At 55.5% G+C, this 17,821-nt stretch carries 13 protein-coding genes; 1 reads left to right on the top strand and 12 read right to left on the bottom strand.

The annotated features are described in order from the left end of the window. Nucleotides 1-20: 20 nt before the first annotated feature. From NI000_RS26860 to icmF, 6 genes are all read right to left on the bottom strand, one after another. Complete coding sequence (locus NI000_RS26860; RefSeq protein ID WP_253414442.1) at nucleotides 21-1,931, bottom strand: beta-N-acetylhexosaminidase; 1,911 nt, start codon at nucleotides 1,929-1,931, stop codon at nucleotides 21-23. 74 nt (nucleotides 1,932-2,005) lie between these two features. Further along, complete coding sequence (locus NI000_RS26855) at nucleotides 2,006-2,866, bottom strand: 3-hydroxybutyryl-CoA dehydrogenase (protein WP_253414441.1); 861 nt, start codon at nucleotides 2,864-2,866, stop codon at nucleotides 2,006-2,008. A gap of 65 nt (nucleotides 2,867-2,931) precedes the next feature. Next, a complete protein-coding gene (locus tag NI000_RS26850; protein WP_253414440.1) occupies nucleotides 2,932-4,278 on the bottom strand; it encodes a dihydrolipoamide acetyltransferase family protein in 1,347 nt (448 codons plus the stop codon). Nucleotides 4,279-4,392: 114 nt separating this feature from the next. After that, nucleotides 4,393-5,373, bottom strand: a complete 981-nt coding sequence (locus tag NI000_RS26845; protein ID WP_253414439.1) for an alpha-ketoacid dehydrogenase subunit beta — start codon at nucleotides 5,371-5,373, stop codon at nucleotides 4,393-4,395. 8 nt (nucleotides 5,374-5,381) lie between these two features. Continuing rightward, on the bottom strand, nucleotides 5,382-6,392 hold the full coding sequence (locus tag NI000_RS26840; RefSeq protein ID WP_253414520.1) for a thiamine pyrophosphate-dependent dehydrogenase E1 component subunit alpha: 1,011 nt from the start codon (nucleotides 6,390-6,392) through the stop codon (nucleotides 5,382-5,384). A 76-nt stretch (nucleotides 6,393-6,468) separates the two neighbouring features. After that, nucleotides 6,469-9,726 carry a fused isobutyryl-CoA mutase/GTPase IcmF gene (icmF, locus tag NI000_RS26835; RefSeq protein WP_253414438.1) on the bottom strand — a complete coding sequence of 1,086 codons (3,258 nt, stop codon included), beginning with the start codon at nucleotides 9,724-9,726 and terminating at the stop codon, nucleotides 6,469-6,471. A gap of 257 nt (nucleotides 9,727-9,983) precedes the next feature. On the opposite strand from icmF, the gene NI000_RS26830 reads away from it, so the two are divergent. Beyond that, nucleotides 9,984-10,544: a glutathione peroxidase gene (locus NI000_RS26830; protein ID WP_253414437.1), complete on the top strand. Its 561-nt coding sequence runs from the start codon at nucleotides 9,984-9,986 to the stop codon at nucleotides 10,542-10,544. Between the two features lie 31 nt (nucleotides 10,545-10,575). Here NI000_RS26830 and NI000_RS26825 read toward each other — a convergent pair whose 3' ends face one another. The 6 genes from NI000_RS26825 to NI000_RS26800 all read right to left on the bottom strand — a co-directional run bounded on the left by NI000_RS26825 (nucleotide 10,576) and on the right by NI000_RS26800 (nucleotide 17,789). Then, nucleotides 10,576-11,706 (bottom strand): acyl-CoA dehydrogenase family protein, encoded by a 1,131-nt coding sequence (locus NI000_RS26825; RefSeq protein WP_253414436.1) that lies wholly within the window; start codon nucleotides 11,704-11,706, stop codon nucleotides 10,576-10,578. 17 nt (nucleotides 11,707-11,723) lie between these two features. Next, on the bottom strand, nucleotides 11,724-12,902 hold the full coding sequence (locus tag NI000_RS26820; protein ID WP_253414435.1) for an acetyl-CoA C-acetyltransferase: 1,179 nt from the start codon (nucleotides 12,900-12,902) through the stop codon (nucleotides 11,724-11,726). A gap of 94 nt (nucleotides 12,903-12,996) precedes the next feature. Continuing rightward, a complete protein-coding gene (locus NI000_RS26815; protein WP_253414434.1) occupies nucleotides 12,997-14,118 on the bottom strand; it encodes an acyl-CoA dehydrogenase family protein in 1,122 nt (373 codons plus the stop codon). A 208-nt stretch (nucleotides 14,119-14,326) separates the two neighbouring features. Next, nucleotides 14,327-14,770 (bottom strand): toxin-antitoxin system TumE family protein, encoded by a 444-nt coding sequence (locus tag NI000_RS26810; RefSeq protein WP_253414433.1) that lies wholly within the window; start codon nucleotides 14,768-14,770, stop codon nucleotides 14,327-14,329. After that, entirely contained in the window at nucleotides 14,754-15,386 is a 633-nt protein-coding gene (locus NI000_RS26805; protein ID WP_253414432.1) for a helix-turn-helix domain-containing protein, read from the bottom strand. The genes NI000_RS26810 and NI000_RS26805 overlap by 17 nt, the downstream gene beginning before the upstream one ends. Nucleotides 15,387-15,548: 162 nt before the next feature. Further along, nucleotides 15,549-17,789, bottom strand: a complete 2,241-nt coding sequence (locus NI000_RS26800) for a M56 family metallopeptidase (protein WP_253414431.1) — start codon at nucleotides 17,787-17,789, stop codon at nucleotides 15,549-15,551. Nucleotides 17,790-17,821: the final 32 nt, after the last annotated feature.

The raw sequence follows: 17,821 nt of genomic DNA, 5'->3' as shown, positions 1-17,821 counted from the left end.
CTTCCCTTGCTTCATTCCGTTTAAAAAGGATTCATCACGTGGAAAAAGACATTCGGCGACGCCATCCGGTAATAATAGCTGCACCAGCCGACGCCGCGGTTGTTGAACCGGTTGGACGAGCTGTATACGAGCCGCTCCTGCTCCAGCTCTTCGATCTGCCCGATCCGACCCTCCACATAATCGAGCAGCCTAAACGAAGCCGTGTCCAGCCGGTTGACGACCCCGCCGTAGCGGATATCGATGACTTCCCAGCCGAACGGCTTGAACATCCGCAGCCACTGGGCGCGATGAGCGGCCCGCAGCTCCCGTACCGCTTCCGCAATCCCCGGCAGCACTTCCGTCGCGATGCGTCGCAGCGTCCCCGTATCCTTGGCATCGTACGCCTGCTTAAGCTCAATGCCGATCTCGCTCTTCCGCTTCAGCACGCCGCACAGCTTCTCCGGCACCTCGAACAAGTAATCCAGCTCGGCCTCCTTGACGCGCCGGCTGCGGATGTCCTGCTCCACCTTCGTATAATGCGCGGACAGGTCCAGTCCTTCGATCTGCTTGTCGAACAGCCCGAGCAGCACGTCCTGGTACAGCAAAAACTTCGAAGGATTGCTCTGCATCCGGTTGTTCGGCTCGGAGCCGGGCACCTCGTCCAAATCCTTGAACGTCAGGAAGGCGTCGGCCTCGATGCCGGTGCAGAACTTGACCCGCTCCGCCAGCTTCGCCTGATCCGGCTTCGTTTCCGAATACGCATGCTCCGCATAGAGCTGCAGGCCGAGCAACGCCGCAAAAGGATTGCTCTCCATGCCGTCGTCGCCCCACATAGTCGCATAGACCTCGCGGATGCCTTCTCTTTTGCACACCTGCAGAGCCGCGTCGGAGGCATTCAACGACAAGCCGTAATTGACCCCGAACGTGTTAAACACCCAGACGGCGCCGGCAAATACCAGGTTGCAGCCGAGCGGACGGTGCTTGCCTATGAGGTTCTCGTAGTCCTCCTGCTCCATGTGGTTATAATCCCAGTACACCATGTCCACATCTTTCGGAATGCGGCGCGCCATCTCCTCCGGAATTTGCGTATCCTTGTCATAGTAATCGCTGCCGTTCTGGGAAGCCAGCTTCAGGAACATGTCGCTCCACATCATCGCTTTCAAACCGCGGCGGCGCGTCATGTCCAGCACTTTGTCCAGATGCGCAATCATAATCTCGAACCGGCTCGTATAGCCGTTGCGGTCCATATATCTTCCGCGGCCGAGCTCTTCCGCCTCGTCCATGCCGATGTGGATTTTGCGGCTGCGGAACGGAGCGCTGGCGGCCTCGATCATGTTTTCGACCAACTTGTCCGTCCGCTCATCCCCGACCAGAAGCGCGCCTTTCGTATCCTTGTAATGCTTCACAGGCTCCCACTTCAGGAACTCTTCCAGATGCGCCAAGGTCTGGATGCTCGGGAACGCCTCGATACCGAATTGGTCGGCGTAATCGTCAATCTCTTTTAGCTCCGCCTGCGTGTAGCGGCCGCGCATATAACCGAAATAAGGCTCTTCGCCAATTTCGTACGTATCTTCCAAATACAGCATGACGCTGTTTAATCCCATTAAAGCCATCTTGCGAAGCATGAATTTGAAGCTGTCGAGCGTCAATACCGCATTGCGGGATAAATCGAACATTGGCCCGATCGTGTCGAACTGCTGCTTCTCCCGAAGATGAAACGGCTCTCCATGCAGACCGTGCTGCACGAGAAGCCCAAGCCCGCGAAAGAACTGATGCTTTTGACCGTAGCGAATGTAGGCCTTCCCCTGCTCCATGCCGACTTCCAGCTCGCCGGACGACGGCTCGACCCGGACGACGATACCGTCTTCCGCCTCGGTAATCCGAAGCTCCTGCGACAATTCGCGAATTCCCGGCAATAAAACGTTTAAATCCCCTTCAAACCGCAGCTTCATCTCCTGCTTCCTCTCCTTGGTCAAGTATCCTATCTGCTTCTATTATAAGAGAAAGCTGCGGTTTAGGGAATGCGTTACAAGGATGAATCGTAGGTATAAAAGCCTTTGCCCGTTTTGCGGCCGAGCCGGCCGGCTTTGACGTATTTGCGCAGCAAGGGGCATGGACGGTATTTGCCGTCTCCGAAGCCTTGGTGAAGGACCTCCATAATGGACAGGCACGTGTCCAGCCCGATGAAATCGGCCAGCTCCAACGGCCCCATCGGATGGTTCATTCCCAGCTTCATCACCTTGTCCACCGCCTCCGGAGCCGCAACGCCTTCATAGACGGTATATATCGCCTCGTTGATCATCGGCATCAGGATGCGATTCGATACGAAGCCGGGAAAATCGTTCACCTCAACGGGCGTCTTCCCCATGCGCTCGGCCAAATCTCGGATTTGCCCGAATACCTCGTCGGAGGTCTCCAGGCCCCGGATGATTTCGACCAGCGGCATCACCGGGACCGGATTCATGAAATGCATGCCGATCACCTGCGAAGGCCGTCCGGTCACGGCGGCGATCTCCGTGATCGGGAGCGAGGACGTATTGGTAGCGAGAATCGTATGCGGCCGGCAAAGGTCATCCAATCGTTTAAACAGCGTCGTTTTATGCTCCATGCTTTCAATAATCGCTTCAATGACCAGGTCGGCCTGAGCCGCCTGATCCAGCTGGGCGCAGGGGAGAATCCGCGCCAGAATGCTTGATTTCTCTTCCTTGACAAGCTTTCCTTTCTCCACGCTTCGGGCGAGACTTTTCGTCAGCCGGGCCATGCCCTGATGAAGGGACGCTTCGGCAATATCGTGCAGCAGAACGTTCAATCCTGCCGCTGCGGCGACCTGTGCAATGCCGCTGCCCATTTGCCCTGCGCCAATGACCATAACCGTCTGCATCGCCATGCTCCCCACCTCCAACTCTTCTTTTCCAGTATCAATATATTTCCATTATATATTATTTATGCCATTCAATACATCGGGCTGTCCAAATCATAGCTTTCCAGATTCTGCTTGACCTGCTGCATAAATTTGCCGCATATCATGCCGTCCAGGATACGATGGTCGAGCGATAAACAGAGGTTTGCCACGGATCTTACCGCGATCATCTCGTCCACGACGACAGGCCGGCGGACAATCGATTCGAACGTCAATAGAGCCGCCTGCGGATAGTTGATGATCGGACACGTCAGAACCGTGCCGAAGGCCCCCGTATTATTGACCGTAAAGGTGCCGCCCTCCACATTGGATAGCGTAAGCCTTCCCTTTCTCGACCGTGTGACCAAATCGTCCAACTCCAGCGCCAAGCCGGCAACGCTTTTGCGGTCCGCGTGCTTGATCACCGGCGTGACGACGGAATCCTCGGAGCCTACGGCGACGGAAAGATGAATATCTTTCTTGACGATGATTTTGTCCTCCGTCCAGACCGAATTCATCATTGGAACTTGTTTTATGGCGGCCACTACCGCCTTCAGGACAAAAGGAAAGTAAGTCAATTTCACGCCCTCTTTGCGCCAAAACTCCTCCTTCCACTTGTGCCTCAAGGAAACAAGACCGCTGACATCCGCTTCGATCATCATCCAGGCATGCGGAATTTCCGACACGCTCTGCTGCATGCGCGCGGCAATCGTACGCCGAATCGGTGTCAAAAGGAGCACTTCGTCGCTCGCAGCGGGCTGCGGCGTCGGCAGGCTGCTCCCGGAAGCAACGGGCTGTACGGACGCATCGGCAACCTCCGGAGGAGAAGCTTTTTCGGCCTCAGCGGGGGTACTTTGCCTTATCTCGCCTTCCTGTCTGCTTTGCCCTTCAGCCTTACGACGCTCTTCCAAATAATTCAACACGTCGATTCTCGTAATTCTGCCGTTCATGCCCGTTCCTTTGACCTGACGCAAATCGATCTGGTGCTCGCCTGCCAAGTGCAGAACGACCGGGGAATATCGCATTTTCTGCTCCACGGGTCCGGGACCGGCTTCCGTCCGAAACGTATCATTGGCGGAGGGTTGCGCGGAAGGCGCGATGGCCTCGGCGGTTGCCGTTCGTTCTTCGTCAACCGCGGGGCAGTTCGGCTCCCGAATGATGCAGATAGGGGCGCCGACATCGGCCTCTTGTCCTTCCTCCACCAGAATGTCGACCAATTCTCCCTCCACCGGGGAAGGCATCTCCACGTTCACCTTATTGGTCATCAGTTCGCACAACAGGTCATATTCATTGACGTAATCTCCCGGGCGTTTCAACCATTTGCCGATCGTCGCCGAAACAAGACTTTCCGCCAAATGAGGAACCGAAATCACGGTTCCTCCCTTCTCCTTGGTCGCCATGGGATCCCTCCTCAAGCTTTTCAAGGGAAAGCGCCGGCCGCATGGATCGCAAAGCCCACCAACCAACCTTCCCCGGCATTTCCGGGCTTCCCCATTTCCTGAAAACGGCAGGTTTTACATTTCCGCCAGCCGGCGCATCCCTTCCTTGACCTTATCCGGATTGAGCAGATAAAACTTTTCCATCGTCGGCGCCATCCCTACGGCAGGAACGTCGGGAGGACACAACCGCATAATGGGGGCATCCAGCCGGTACAGCATCTCTTCGGCGATAATCGCAGATACCTCCGCCCCGACGCCTCCGGTCTTGTTGTCCTCATGCACGATGAGGATCTTGCCTGTCCGGGCTGCCGCTTCCAGAATGGCCGGCTTATCGAGCGGCTGCAGCGTCCGCAGATCGAGAATATGTGTGCTGATGCCTTCCGTTTCTAGCTCGGCTGCGGCTTTGAGCGCATAATGCACCGTGATGCCGTAGGTGATTACCGTAATATGGCTTCCTTCCCGCTTCACGTCGGCTTTCCCGATCGGCACGATATAATCTTCCTCGGGCACCTCGTCGGAAACGGACAGGTAACATTTCTTGTGCTCGAAATAAAGAACCGGATCCTCGTCCCGTACGGCCGCTTTCAGCAAGCCTTTGGCGTCGTAGGCCGTCGAAGGCGCGACCAGCTTGAGCCCGGGTGTGCCGAAGAAGACGGATTCGGGACACTGCGAATGATACAAGCCTCCGCCTCCCGTAGCGCCGTAGGGAGCGCGGATGACGATCGGACAGCTCCAGTCGTTATTCGAGCGGTAACGGATTTTGGCCGCCTCGCTGATGATCTGGTTCGTCGCAGGAAAAATAAAATCGGCGAATTGCATCTCCGCAATCGGCCTCATGCCGGCCATAGCCGAGCCGATGCCGACACCGACAATCGCCGATTCGGCCAAAGGCGTATCGAGCACCCGATGCTCTCCGAACCGGTCGCGAAGGCCCTTGGTTGCGTTCAGGACGCCGCCTTTGCCGACATCTTCCCCGAGCACGTAGACCTGCTCATCCCGCTGCATTTCCTCCGACATCGCCGAGCGGATAGCTTCCAAATAAGTGATCATGGCCATCGATCCAACTATCCTCCTTGTCGTTCCGCATAGACGTGCAGGAGCGTATCTTCCGGCTCAGGGTAAGGCGCTTGCTCCGCATATTTTGCCGCCTCGTTCACTTCCTTCTTGACGGTGTCGTGAATGACGCGGTCTTTCTCCTCGTCCAGCAGGCCGCAGTCGAACAAATAACGGCGAAAACGAAGAATACCGTCCTGCTGCTTATGAAATTCGACCTCTTCCTTCGTCCGGTACAGCATGTCGTCATCGGACGTGGAGTGAGGAGATATACGGTACAGGATCGCTTCGATCAACGTCGGCCCTTCCCCGTGGATGGCGCGTTCCCTTGCTTCTTTGACCACGCGGTACACCTCGAGCGCATCGTTGCCGTCGACGCGGATTCCGGGAAAATCGTAGCCTGCGGCACGGTCGACGATCCGTCCGGCCACCTGCTTGTGAGCCGGGATGGAGATGGCGTATTGATTGTTTTCGCACATGAAAATGACCGGCGCCCGGAACAACCCGGCAAAATTGAATGCTTCGTGCACATCGCCCTGATTGCTTGAGCCTTCGCCGAAGGTCACGAACGCGACGCGGTCCTCCCCCCGCATTTGGGCGGCCATGGCGATGCCGACCGCATGCGGAATCTGGGTGGACACCGGACTCGACATCGTCACGATATGATGCTTTTTGCCCCCGAAATGCCCGTTCATCTGCCGTCCTCCGCCGCCCGGGTCCTCCGCCTTGAGAAGCGCTCCGAGCATGAGCTCCTTCAGAGTCATACCGACCGACAAGACGAAGGCATAGTCCCGGTAATAGGGCAGGAAGTAATCGTGGCGCTTCCTGAGCGCAAAGGCAGCCGCCACCTGCGTCACCTCCTGGCCGATGCCGGAGATGTGAAAGGCAAGCTTGCCCGCGCGCTGCATCAAATAAATGCGTTCGTCCGCCTTCCTCGCCCGCAGCATGTAGACGTACATCTCGAGCACATCCTCATCCGTCAGTCCGAGCCGCCGATGCTGCCCAACCGAATCGATTGTCATAGGTATCGCTCCTTGATTGAACGTATGGCTTCGCTTCGCCTTGCGGGTCACGGTCCCTGCCGCCCCACCGCAGCGATCACATATTTCGGCGGTACTGCCCGCCCACTTGATAAAGCGCATGCGTAATTTGCCCCAAGCTCGCGGCCTTGACGGTTTCCATCAGCTCGGCAAAAATGTTGCCCCCGTCCAAAGCTACCTGCTGAAGCCTCGCCAAGGCGGCCGGAGCCTCGGCTTGATGCTTCGCTTGAAACGCGCGCAGATTGGCGATCTGCTGCTCCTTCTCCTCGGTGGTGGCGCGGGCCATCGGAATCGGCAGATCGTCTACCGGCGGGTTCGGGTTCCGGAAGGTGTTCACGCCGATGATCGGAAGCTCGCCGTTGTGCTTTTTCGTTTCGTACAGGAGCGACTCATCCTGGATTTTCCCGCGCTGGTACTGCGATTCCATCGCCCCGAGCACGCCGCCCCGGTCGCTGATTCGCTCCAGCTCAAGCAAGACGGCTTCCTCCACCAGATCCGTCAGCTCTTCGATCACGAAAGAGCCCTGGAGCATATTTTCGCTTTTGGCGAGTCCGAGTTCTTTCGTGATGATCAATTGAATGGCCATGGCCCGGCGCACCGATTCCTCCGTCGGTGTCGTGATCGCCTCGTCGTAGGAGTTCGTGTGCAGCGAATTGCAGTTGTCCATGATCGCGAGCAGCGCCTGCAAGGTCGTACGGATATCGTTAAAATCGATTTCCTGCGCATGGAGCGACCGGCCCGATGTTTGGACATGGTACTTCAGCTTCTGGCTGCGCTCGTTCGCCTTGTATTTCTCTCGCATCACCGTGGCCCAGATTCGTCGCGCCACCCGGCCGATCACGGTATATTCGGGATCGAGGCCGTTGCTGAAAAAGAACGATAGGTTCGGCGCAAAATCGTCGATGTGCATGCCCCGGGACAAGTAGTATTCGACATACGTAAAGCCGTTCGCCAAGGTGAAGGCGAGCTGTGAGATCGGGTTCGCCCCGGCCTCCGCAATATGGTAGCCGGAGATCGACACGGAGTAGTAGTTCCGCACTTCGTGATCGATAAAATATTGCTGGATATCGCCCATCATCCGCAGCGCGAATTCGGTGGAAAAGATGCACGTATTTTGCCCCTGGTCCTCCTTCAAAATATCCGCCTGCACGGTTCCGCGAACCTGCTTCAGCGCTTCCTTGGCGAGCTGATGCCGCTCCTCTCCGGACGGCTCCCTCCCTTGCTCCTGGCGGAATTGGTCCACCCGGCCGTCGATCGCCGTATTCATGAACATCGCCAGAATGATGGCTGCCGGGCCATTGATTGTCATCGAAACCGAGGTCAGCGGATGACACAAATCGAAGCCGGCGTACAGCTTCCTCATATCGTCCAAGGTGCAGATGCTGACGCCGCTCTCCCCGATCTTGCCATAGATATCCGGCCGGTAGTCCGGGTCCTCGCCGTACAGCGTGACCGAGTCGAAAGCGGTGCTGAGCCGTTTGGCCGGATCGTTCTTCGACAAGTAATGAAAGCGCAGGTTCGTCCGCTCCGGGGTTCCCTCGCCCGCGAATTGACGCTTCGGGTCCTCCTCTGTCCGTTTAAAAGGAAACACGCCCGCCGTGTAAGGGAACGTCCCCGGGACATTCTCGCGGTACAGCCAGCTCACCAGATCGCCCCAGTCGTGAAAGCCGGGCAGGGATACCTTGGGAATTTTCAACCCGGACAAGCTTGTGGTCGCGAGCTCGGTGACGATCTCTTTGTCCCGGACCTTGGTGACCAGTTGCGCGCCCGCATAGCGGCTGCGCAGCTCCGGCCAGCGGGCCAAGAGAGTCCGGGATCCCGGATGCAGGCGCTGCTCGTATTTCTCTTTCAGCTCCTGCAGCATGGTTATGCTGCCCTCCGGCGCGTGCTCCCGCTTCAGCGCTTGCATCGTTCCTTCGATTTGGTAGCAGGCGCGCGCAAATTCCGCTTCCTTGTCGACGAAAGCTCTGTAGTTGCGGACGGCCTGCACAATCTCTCCCAAGTAGCGGATCCGGTCGCCGGGAATGATAACCTGCTTCTTGAAGCTTTTCTCCGTTGAGAAATCCGGAACCGGCCAGTCGCCGCCGCATTTGCGGTTCATCTCGGAGATGAGCGCGGTAAACAGCCTGTTGACTCCGGCATCGTTAAACTGGCTCGCGATCGTCCCGTACACCGGCATCGCTTCGTAAGGCTGCTCGAACCATCCGCGGCTTCGCTGCACCTGCTTTTTCACCTCGCGCAGCGCGTCCTCCGAGCCTCTTCGTTCAAACTTGTTGATCGCGATCAGATCGGCGTAATCGAGCATCTCGATTTTCTCCAGCTGCGAAGGCGCGCCGAACTCGCTGGTCATGACATACAGCGTCATATCGGAGATTTCCGTAATCTGGTGGTCCCCCTGCCCGATCCCGCTCGTTTCCACCAGAATCCAATCGAAGCCCGCCGCCTTGACCACCGCCAACGCTTCGCGGATCGCCTGCGACAGCTCCTTGCCCGAATTGCGCGTCGCCAGACTCCGCATATAGACGCGGTCCGAATGCACCGCATTCATGCGGATGCGGTCTCCCAGCAAAGCGCCGCCCGTCCGCTGCTTGGTCGGATCGATGGACAGGATGGCGACGCTCTTGTCGGGATAATGCCGCAGGAAACGGCGGACCAATTCGTCCGTAAGCGAGCTTTTTCCCGCGCCGCCCGTACCGGTAATGCCGACGACGGGAGCGTCGGACGGCCATTCCTTCATCTGCTCGAACGCAGCATGCAGCTCTGGGCTGGAAGGAACGGAATCGCCGCTCAAGCTCTCGGCGGCCGTGATGCTTTGGGCGATAGCGCGGTGATTCCCCTGCTTCAGACTCTCAAGATCGGGCACGTAGCCCGCAACCGTCGAAAAATCGCATTCCTCCAGCATCACATTGATCATGCCTTGCAGCCCAAGCTTTCTTCCGTCCTCCGGCGAAAAAATACGGGCGACGCCATAGTCGTGCAGCCGCTTCATTTCCGAAGGAATGATGACGCCGCCCCCGCCTCCGTATACGCGGATGTGGCTTGCGCCCCTCTCCTCCAACAGATCGATCACATATTGAAAATATTCGACATGCCCGCCTTGGTAGGAGGAAATGGCAATGCCCTGCACGTCCTCCTGGATCGCCGCTTGCACAACCTCGCCCACGGACCGGTTGTGGCCCAGATGAATGACCTCCGCTCCGCTGGCCTGCAATATCCGGCGCATCACGTTAATCGAGACGTCATGACCGTCAAACAAAGCGGAAGCGGTAACAAACCTGGCCTTGTGCTTTGTTCGATACACTCGTGCAGTTTCCAAACAAATCTCTCCTCATAGCGAAAAATCGAAGCACGTAAGCGGAAAACGAAGCAATCCGTTCGCTTCATTCGGGGCTGTACATAACACAAGATGTAAGGTTAGTTACAGGCAGCATGCGCCCCTCCGCTCCAGAACGATCAAAATCCCCTCATTGATTCTGCCTATAAAAATTATTTTCATTATATATTAGACCAATAGAATGAAATGCCATATCATGGATTCATCCTAAATACCGTAATTAAAGGAGGAACGATCCGGTGTCTGTTTATGATTTCAAGGTGAACTCAATGGATGGCAAGCCTGTTGATTTGTCTATTTACCGCGGAAAAGTTCTCCTTATTGTCAACACGGCGAGCAAGTGCAGTTATTCTCGGCAATTCGCGGGTCTTCAAGAACTTTACGAAAGCTACCGTCAAGAAGGGTTTGAAATTCTCGGATTTCCTTGCAACCAATTCAACGACAAAGAGCCGGGCAGCAGCTCGGAAATAAAAGAATACTGCGAAAGCAGCTTTGGAGTGATGTTTCCTTTGTTTGAAAAAATAGAAGTCAGAGGGCCGTCCGCTCATCCTTTATTTGAATATCTGACGCAGCAAGCACCCTTTCAAGGCTTCGATACGCATACCCCGAACGGCCAGTGGATACAGGATTTTTTGCAGCAAAAGTATCCGGAAATCTACGCCGGCGACGGCATCAAGTGGAATTTCTCGAAGTTTCTGATCGATCGTAGCGGCCATATCTACGCCAGATACGAAACGACGACGGAACCATTCGATATCGAATCCGTTGTTAGATCGCTGCTTTCGACGGAGCCGGTCTAGGACTTTATTTTTACCAGACAACTTCCGCCGCTTACGACTTCAACAGCTCGTTGGAAATGACGATCCGGTGAATCTGGTTGGTCCCCTCGTAAATTTGCGTCACTTTCGCATCGCGGAACAATCGCTCCAACGGATGCTCGTTCGTCCATCCGCTGCCGCCGAGCAGTTGCAGCGCTTCCGTCGTGACCGACATCGCGGTATCGCTCGCGAACATTTTAGCCATGGAAGCTTCCTTCGTACAAGGCTTGCCGTTCTGCCGCAGCCATGCAGCCCGGTATACGAGCAGGCTTGCGGCTTCGACCCGGGCCGCCAGCTCCGTCAGCACGGGCTCTACCGCACGCTGCCGCTCTTTTGCATACCGCGCTTTCACCAAAAGCTCGGTATGCTCCAAGGCCGCTCCGGCAATGCCGAGCGCCTGTGCGCCGATGCCGATCCTGCCCCCGTCCAGAATCGACTTGGCCAAGACGAACCCCTGTCCTTCCTGCCCCAGCCGCTGTGCGGCAGGAAGACGGACCTGGTCAAAGGTCAGCTCGCAAGTATTGGAGCCGCGCAGCCCCATCTTCTTTTCCTTCTTCTCTACGCGGAAGCCGGGCGCAGCTTTGTCGGCAATAAAGGCGCTAACCCCGGAAGACCCTTGTCCCGGACCGGTCACGGCAAAAACGATATACACGTCCGCTTCGCCCGCGTTCGTAATGAACACTTTCGATCCGTTCAGGATGTAGTCTGTGCCGTCCCAAACAGCAGACGTCCTGATTCTGGCCGCATCGGAGCCGGCATGCGGTTCCGTCAGGGCAAACGCCCCGAGCCATTCCCCCGAGGCCAATCTTGGAAGGTATTTCTTTTTTTGCTCCTCCGTCCCGTAATACAGAATAGGCAAGGTTGCAACCGAAGTGTGGACGGACAGAATAACGCCAACGGTGGCGCTCGCTTTGGATATTTCCTCAATGGCGATCATATATGAAATCAAATCCGCGCCGCTTCCGCCCCATTCCCGGGGAATCGGCAGCCCCAGAAGACCGCAGCCGCCCATTTCGTTGACGAGCACACGCGGAAAAGCATCGGTTTTCTCCATAGCCGGGACGGACGGAGCGATCCGGCTAACGGCGTATTCGCGCACCTTGCTCCGGAAGCGCTCCTGTTCGTCCGTGAAGCACAGCTCCATCAGGCGTCAACTCCCCCTTATTCGTCCACCCGAAGCAAAATCGCATCCCCTTGTCCGCCTCCGCTGCAAATGGCCGCGATTCCGAGTCCGCCCCCGCGGCGTCTCAGCGCATGAATCAGGGTCAGAACGATTCTTGCCCCGCTGGCCCCGATCGGATGCCCGAACGCGATCGCCCCGCCGTTGACATTGACCTTCTCCTCGTCCCAGCCGACGAGGCCGCCGCTGGCAAGAACGACCGCTGCGAACGCTTCGTTGACTTCGAACAAATCGATCTCCCGCAACGATTTGCCGGTTTTTTGTAGCAGCTTTTGAATGACGAGTCCGGGCGTTATCGTATAATAAGGCGCTTCGGCGGCAACGGTCGTGTGCCCGATAATGGACGCAAGCGGCGAGTAGCGCTCGCGGACCGCTTTTTCCTCGGACATCACCACCAGCGCGGCGGCGCCGTCGCTAATGCCCGAAGCATTGCCTGCGGTCACGGTACCTCCCTGCACAAAGGCGGACGGCAGCTTGGCGAGTTTCTCCGCACTCGTATCGGCGCGCGGAGCTTCATCCGTATCGACATCCGCGTAAGAGCCTGCCCCGCAAGCAACGGGCACGATCTCGTCCTTGAATAGCCCTTGCCGGATGGCCTCCATGGCACGTTTATGGCTCCGCAGCGCCCATTCGTCCTGAAGCTGGCGGCTGATGCCTTTCTCAGCAACGATTCTTTCGGCGTACTCTCCCATATGGACATGCTGAAAAGCACAGTGCAGCCCGTCTCGCAACATCAGGTCCGTCACTTTCTTGTCCCCAAGGCGGCAGCCCCAGCGCGCATCCGCCGCCGCGTACGGCGCGTTGCTCATGCTTTCCATCCCGCCGGCTACGATCGTTTCGGCATCGCCGGCCCGGATGATTTGATCGGCCAGCGTAATGCTGCGCATGCCGGAGGCGCATACTTTGTTGATCGTCTCCGTCTGCACGCGCCAGTCCAATCCGGCCAGCCGCGCCGCCTGACGCGACGGGATTTGTCCGGCGCCGCCCTGCAGCACCATACCCATAATGACCTCATCGACTTCGGAGGGAACCACCTTTGCTTTGTCCAAAGCCCCTTCGATGGCGATGCCCCCAAGCTCGACGGCCTGCTTGCTTTTCAATGCGCCGCCGAATTTCCCGAAAGCCGTGCGGGCTCCCCCGACAATCACAGATTCTCTCATCGCTTCTCCTTCCGGGCTTTCCGCAAGAAAGCCGCGTGATCATAAAAAATGGCTGCTCCCTAGTTCCACTCTTCCCGCCTTCCAGCTTCGAAGGTCATCCGCTTCCGGCCCATACGTCCATGCCTTTGAGCATGTGCAGCGCTTTGGCATCGCGCATGTACCGTTCGACGCGGTACTCCTTCATATAGCCGTAGCCCCCAAGAATCTGCACCGCATTCGTCGTCGAACCCATGGCGGCATCGGCCGCATAAGCGAGCGCCCGGGCGGACGGCTCGGCATAGGCCAACCCCTTGTCCTCATTCCACGCGGCCTTGCGGGCAAGCAGACTCGAAGCCTCGGCAGCCGCGCACATCTCGGCCAGCATGAACGCCACCGCCTGATGCCGAGCAATCGGCTTGCCGAACTGCGTCCGCTCCTTGGCGTAAGCCACCGAAGCCTTCAAAGCGCCTTGGGTAATCCCCGCCGCCAGCGCAGCCAAGCCGTACCGAGCGCTGGCCCATGTCTCCCCGGCGATGGCGGCCCCTTGTCCGACACTGCCGATCAGCTGTCCCCCGGAAATGCGGCAGCGATCGAAGGCCAGATGGGCCATGCCGGAGGAGCGTAGGCCAAGGGCTTGGGTGACGGGCCGTACCTGCAAACCGGCCATCCCCCGCTCAACGAGAAATGCAGCGGCCCGCTCGGATCCCCCCTCGCCTTCGCCTTCCACATTCGCATAAACCAGGAACAGATCGGCTTCTTTGCCATTGAAAACGAACTCCTGCCTCCCGTCGAGAACGTACCCGTCCCCATCCGGCTTCGCCTCCACCGTGAAGGCAAGCGGAGAAAGCCCTCCCGGTCGCGGGGGAAGCGCCCCGGCCCCCAGCTTCCGGCCCTCGATCAACGCCCGCAAATGCCTCGCTCCGCCATTTTGCCCGAACCTGTACACCGGCCACGTCACAAGCTGAACATGCGTCCACAGCGCTGCCCCTAGCGAAGCGCTCCCTCCGGCCAACTGCTCCAGCAGCAGGACGTAGCTTGCGAAGCCTCCCCCGGCCCCGCCGTCCGATTCGGGCCAAGGCAAGCCGGTAAAGCCCAGCGCCCCCATTCGGTCGAACAGTTCGCGGTCAAACGCTTCCGCTTCGTCCAACTGCTCAGCCTTCGTTTCCACTTCCCTGGCAACAAAATCGCGCACCACGTCACAGATCATTTCCTGCTCTTCCGTCAACTCGAACCTCATGAAATCTCTCCTTTGCACATACAAAGGGACTTACGGCAAAACGGCATTCTACCTCCATGGTATGAAATATTTGGGATAAATATGATGTCATAATGGAAATAAAACGTTGGATTGAGACAAGCACACTGAATCTGCGCAACAAAAAAAAAGAAATTATGCGAGGCGGCCGCCTGCATAATTTCTTTTTTTAAAACATCCAGCTCCAGAGTTATTGGGACTTGTCCGCTTGTTTTTGCTTTTCGATCTCCCTCAACATAAATATGGTTTCCATAATCGTATATAGGTCATGATGGCCGAAATTCGGGTACCGCCGTTCTTCATGTATTCCAATTGGTTTATGGTGCATATGATCAGGTTCGGTTACAGTTTGATGCTGCGTCTTATCGTGAGGTTCATTGTGCCATTTCCATAACTTCCCGCGCTGATACTCCCAATCATACTGGTACTTTTTCTTCTTGCCAGTCCTAGTTTCGATTAACTCAAACACCGTCATGTAAGTTCCATCCAAGAACTTTATCGTTTTACGCACAAAGGGTCCCTTACTAGGCTCATCACCAAAAAAACCGTCCTCAATCGAATCGATCAGATCAGGGAAGGCACGCTTCAAAAACTCAAAATTCGTACCGTGAAGATCGTCATTTTTTCGCTTCATTCATTTCCCTCAACTCGTCAAGCAGCGCAAGCCAAATCGACGCATCCCGATCCTCTTGGATTGTCCGTTTTGGTTTTGTACCAAGTGTCATTTCGTATGTTCCGCCGTATTTTTTCATCAACCGAGAAATTTCATCTAGTACGGCATCCCTGTGCTGATCCGGTGTTAGTTCCACTGCTTCTTGTTCATGATTCTGTCGGTGGTACATGCCAACAACCTCTTGTACCGTAACCATCTCTCCTGTTCTCATGACAAAAGAGATCGTTTCAGGAATCCTGTTATGCCGTTTGTTCCCCTCCCGCTTGTACCCCAGAAAACGTCCTTCATCGATCCACTTATTGATGGCTTGCACCGAAACACCGAAAACTCTAGCCAACTCACCTGTCGTATATGCTCTAACAGGCTGGGCATGGTTTACAACTTCCGCCATCATACGGATTAAGTCCCCCAGGTCCTTGCGGTATTCTATATTCTTGCGGGGATTAGTCACTACAATGTAATCATGCAGCATGTTACTCAGTGCATGATAGAACTCTGGATCCATTTGCTTAATTGTACGTTCAAGTATTTGCTCGCTCTTCTCGACAACCAATTGGCGTTCTTGTTTTGTAGACATGAGCATCACCTCTTACCTCCATCCTACCAAACTTAAACTTCAACTTCAACTAAACTTAAACCAAAAATTAAACTTATTTTATGCACAAGTGTTTCCCCGAAACACCAAAATATTCATTTTGGCATAAAAAAAAGCGCCTGAATCAGGCGCCACTGTTACTAGCTATTTCAAGTTGTTCAAATCCGCCGCTTTTTCGTTCATCAAATAAACAACGATCTCCTCCTGCGGCACTCCTTCTCCCTTGAAGACGACTTGGAAGCAGACATCGCCCTCTTTCCAGTAATAGCTGACGAAATCAATCTCATCCGGTCTGCTTAGTTCCCCGTCGATCTTGTATTTCGCCGTTTTGAGCACCTCTCGTCCACCCAAAACCATCGGACTGACCGGCGCCGTATGCTTCTTTCCGTCGATACGGTAAAAAACGGCGTTCCCGTTCTTCTTCATATCCTCGTAAATTGTTCCGTTTTTGATCTGCATGAAAGTAAAACTTTGTATGCTATCCTTGTCATCCGTCCGAATAAACCTCATATGCAAGAGCCTGCTCTTCCGATCTTCGTCGTTGTCGGGATAACCGAAATTGAGCTTTTGTACGATAGAAGCGTTGGTCGCTTTAAACTGCCCCGGCGTCTGCAACGGAAACTTGGGCGTAGACCCGATGATTTCTGTGGCCCGCCACAAATCACCGGTATCATAGATTCCCACACTTAGCAGATCATGGTTCACATGAGTTTTATACATCTCTTGATCGGGATATTTCATAGAAGCGATTATGGCCAAAAGATCTTGATCCGAAAGATCCCCGTCCAACCGATAGAGAAGACCGTTGTCCAACCAGAAATAGTACAGCTTCTCATAGGTATTCTTGGTGAATTTCGTACTGTAGACTACTTTATAGGCTGGCATTCCATGAAGGGTAAGGGGTTCTTTCCTAATCTCGGTTTCGCCTTCTGTCGTCTTTTTTTCCGACTTTTCTAACGCCGCAAAAACTTCGTCCAAATAGGTGCTGTTCGAATCAATGCGCAGAATGAAGTTGCCATAGCTCTTGTCTCCCATACGAAGAACATAACTTATATCTGCTTTGGTTACTTTGGCTTCATCCTTGGTTTGTGAAGCAAGCGAGATCTCTTCGAACTTATAGCCCTCCGGCAAAACCGCCGGGATTTTGAATTTGAAGTCGGCCACCTTGGCCGCTTTTTCCAAGTTGTCATAGCTCCGATAAGAAGAATGAAACAAAATCCGGTCCTCTGTCTTGGCTATGGCGATGACAGGAGCTTGTTCCACACCGTCTGTCGCCGGCGCAGCCGCATTGGTCAGTGTCGCTGCGCTCAGAAGAACGACGCCCAGGACGGCAACCGCAGACAATTTATAGGAGCCTGCTCTGAACGATTTGATCATTTCAATCCTCCTTGCGAGTTGATTCGTATTCGTCGCCCCGTCAAAATACAGCAAATTCGGCTGGTGGCGCCGGGAAGAAAAGCGCTGTATAAAACCTATAATCGTCATGCCGTACGGTATGGCCTCGGCTTCGCCCAGAACCTCCAATACACAGGCGTCGCACGCCAGCTCTCTGTCGGCTTTCATTCTCTTGATGCTCATCCATACCACCGGATTGATCCAGTGGACCGCCAGAACGAAGCTTCCCAGCAGGTTCCAGGCCACATCCTTCCGTTTATGGTGAGCCAGCTCGTGCGAGAACACATGAGTAAGCTGCGATGCGTTTAACTCCTTGTTGATGCCTTCGGGAAAATAAATCCACGGGCGAAACAGCCCGGAAATATAAGGACTTCTCGCATAGCTCCCCGTGTATACCGGGATCGGCCGCTTGATGCCGAATTTCCTGCGGCAATCGTCGACGACGGACAAGATCCGGGGATCGGTAACGAGCGTAAGCGTCCTGAACCTTCTGCGCATCTTCAGCATGTAGACGAACAAGTAGATTAAGAGCGCAACCGTTCCGGCAAGCCAGACGGCTGCAACGATTTTTAATCCCAAGGGATGGGAAAAATGCGCCGAATCTTCCACCCCAGCCGGCAACTGGGCATCCGGAACGGTGTCCTTCTCCCGACGAAGCATGCTATAATCGTTCTGAACATATTCATTCTCCTGGCTGTTCCAGGATCGTTCCGCAGACGGGTTGTTCTCTTTCTCCGTTAATGGGATGATCAGGGAAACAGCTTTTTTTATGTCTGTGCCGAAGTGCAGCATATGAAACAAGCTGACAGGACTATCCGGAAAAACTGGCAGCAGCAAGCGCACCAGCACGATGAGCCACAGCGCATGCCGGATGCGGGCGCTAATACGGTGGCGAAACAGCGCCTGAATCGCCATAACCAACAGCGCAACCGCGCTCGCCGCCAAGGTGGAATACCACAGTCCTATAAAAATCTCGCATAGTATCTCCATGTTTTACCTCAATGAAATGATTTTCGGCGGCT

The organism is Paenibacillus tyrphae (genome assembly GCF_024158745.1).
In the GTDB taxonomy this organism is placed as follows: Bacteria; Bacillota; Bacilli; order Paenibacillales; family NBRC-103111; genus Paenibacillus_G; species Paenibacillus_G tyrfis_A.
This window is presented reverse-complemented; position numbering and strand designations above follow the sequence as displayed.

Coding starts and splice junctions, on each gene's coding strand:
- NI000_RS26860 (WP_253414442.1), bottom strand. CDS start 1,931: ATGAAGCTGCGGTTTGAAGGGGATTTAAACGTTTTATTGCCGGGAATT.
- NI000_RS26855 (WP_253414441.1), bottom strand. CDS start 2,866: ATGGCGATGCAGACGGTTATGGTCATTGGCGCAGGGCAAATGGGCAGC.
- NI000_RS26850 (WP_253414440.1), bottom strand. CDS start 4,278: ATGGCGACCAAGGAGAAGGGAGGAACCGTGATTTCGGTTCCTCATTTG.
- NI000_RS26845 (WP_253414439.1), bottom strand. CDS start 5,373: ATGGCCATGATCACTTATTTGGAAGCTATCCGCTCGGCGATGTCGGAG.
- NI000_RS26840 (WP_253414520.1), bottom strand. CDS start 6,392: ATGACAATCGATTCGGTTGGGCAGCATCGGCGGCTCGGACTGACGGAT.
- NI000_RS26825 (WP_253414436.1), bottom strand. CDS start 11,706: ATGGAGCTGTGCTTCACGGACGAACAGGAGCGCTTCCGGAGCAAGGTG.
- NI000_RS26820 (WP_253414435.1), bottom strand. CDS start 12,902: ATGAGAGAATCTGTGATTGTCGGGGGAGCCCGCACGGCTTTCGGGAAA.
- NI000_RS26815 (WP_253414434.1), bottom strand. CDS start 14,118: ATGAGGTTCGAGTTGACGGAAGAGCAGGAAATGATCTGTGACGTGGTG.
- NI000_RS26810 (WP_253414433.1), bottom strand. CDS start 14,770: ATGAAGCGAAAAAATGACGATCTTCACGGTACGAATTTTGAGTTTTTG.
- NI000_RS26805 (WP_253414432.1), bottom strand. CDS start 15,386: ATGTCTACAAAACAAGAACGCCAATTGGTTGTCGAGAAGAGCGAGCAA.
- NI000_RS26800 (WP_253414431.1), bottom strand. CDS start 17,789: ATGGAGATACTATGCGAGATTTTTATAGGACTGTGGTATTCCACCTTG.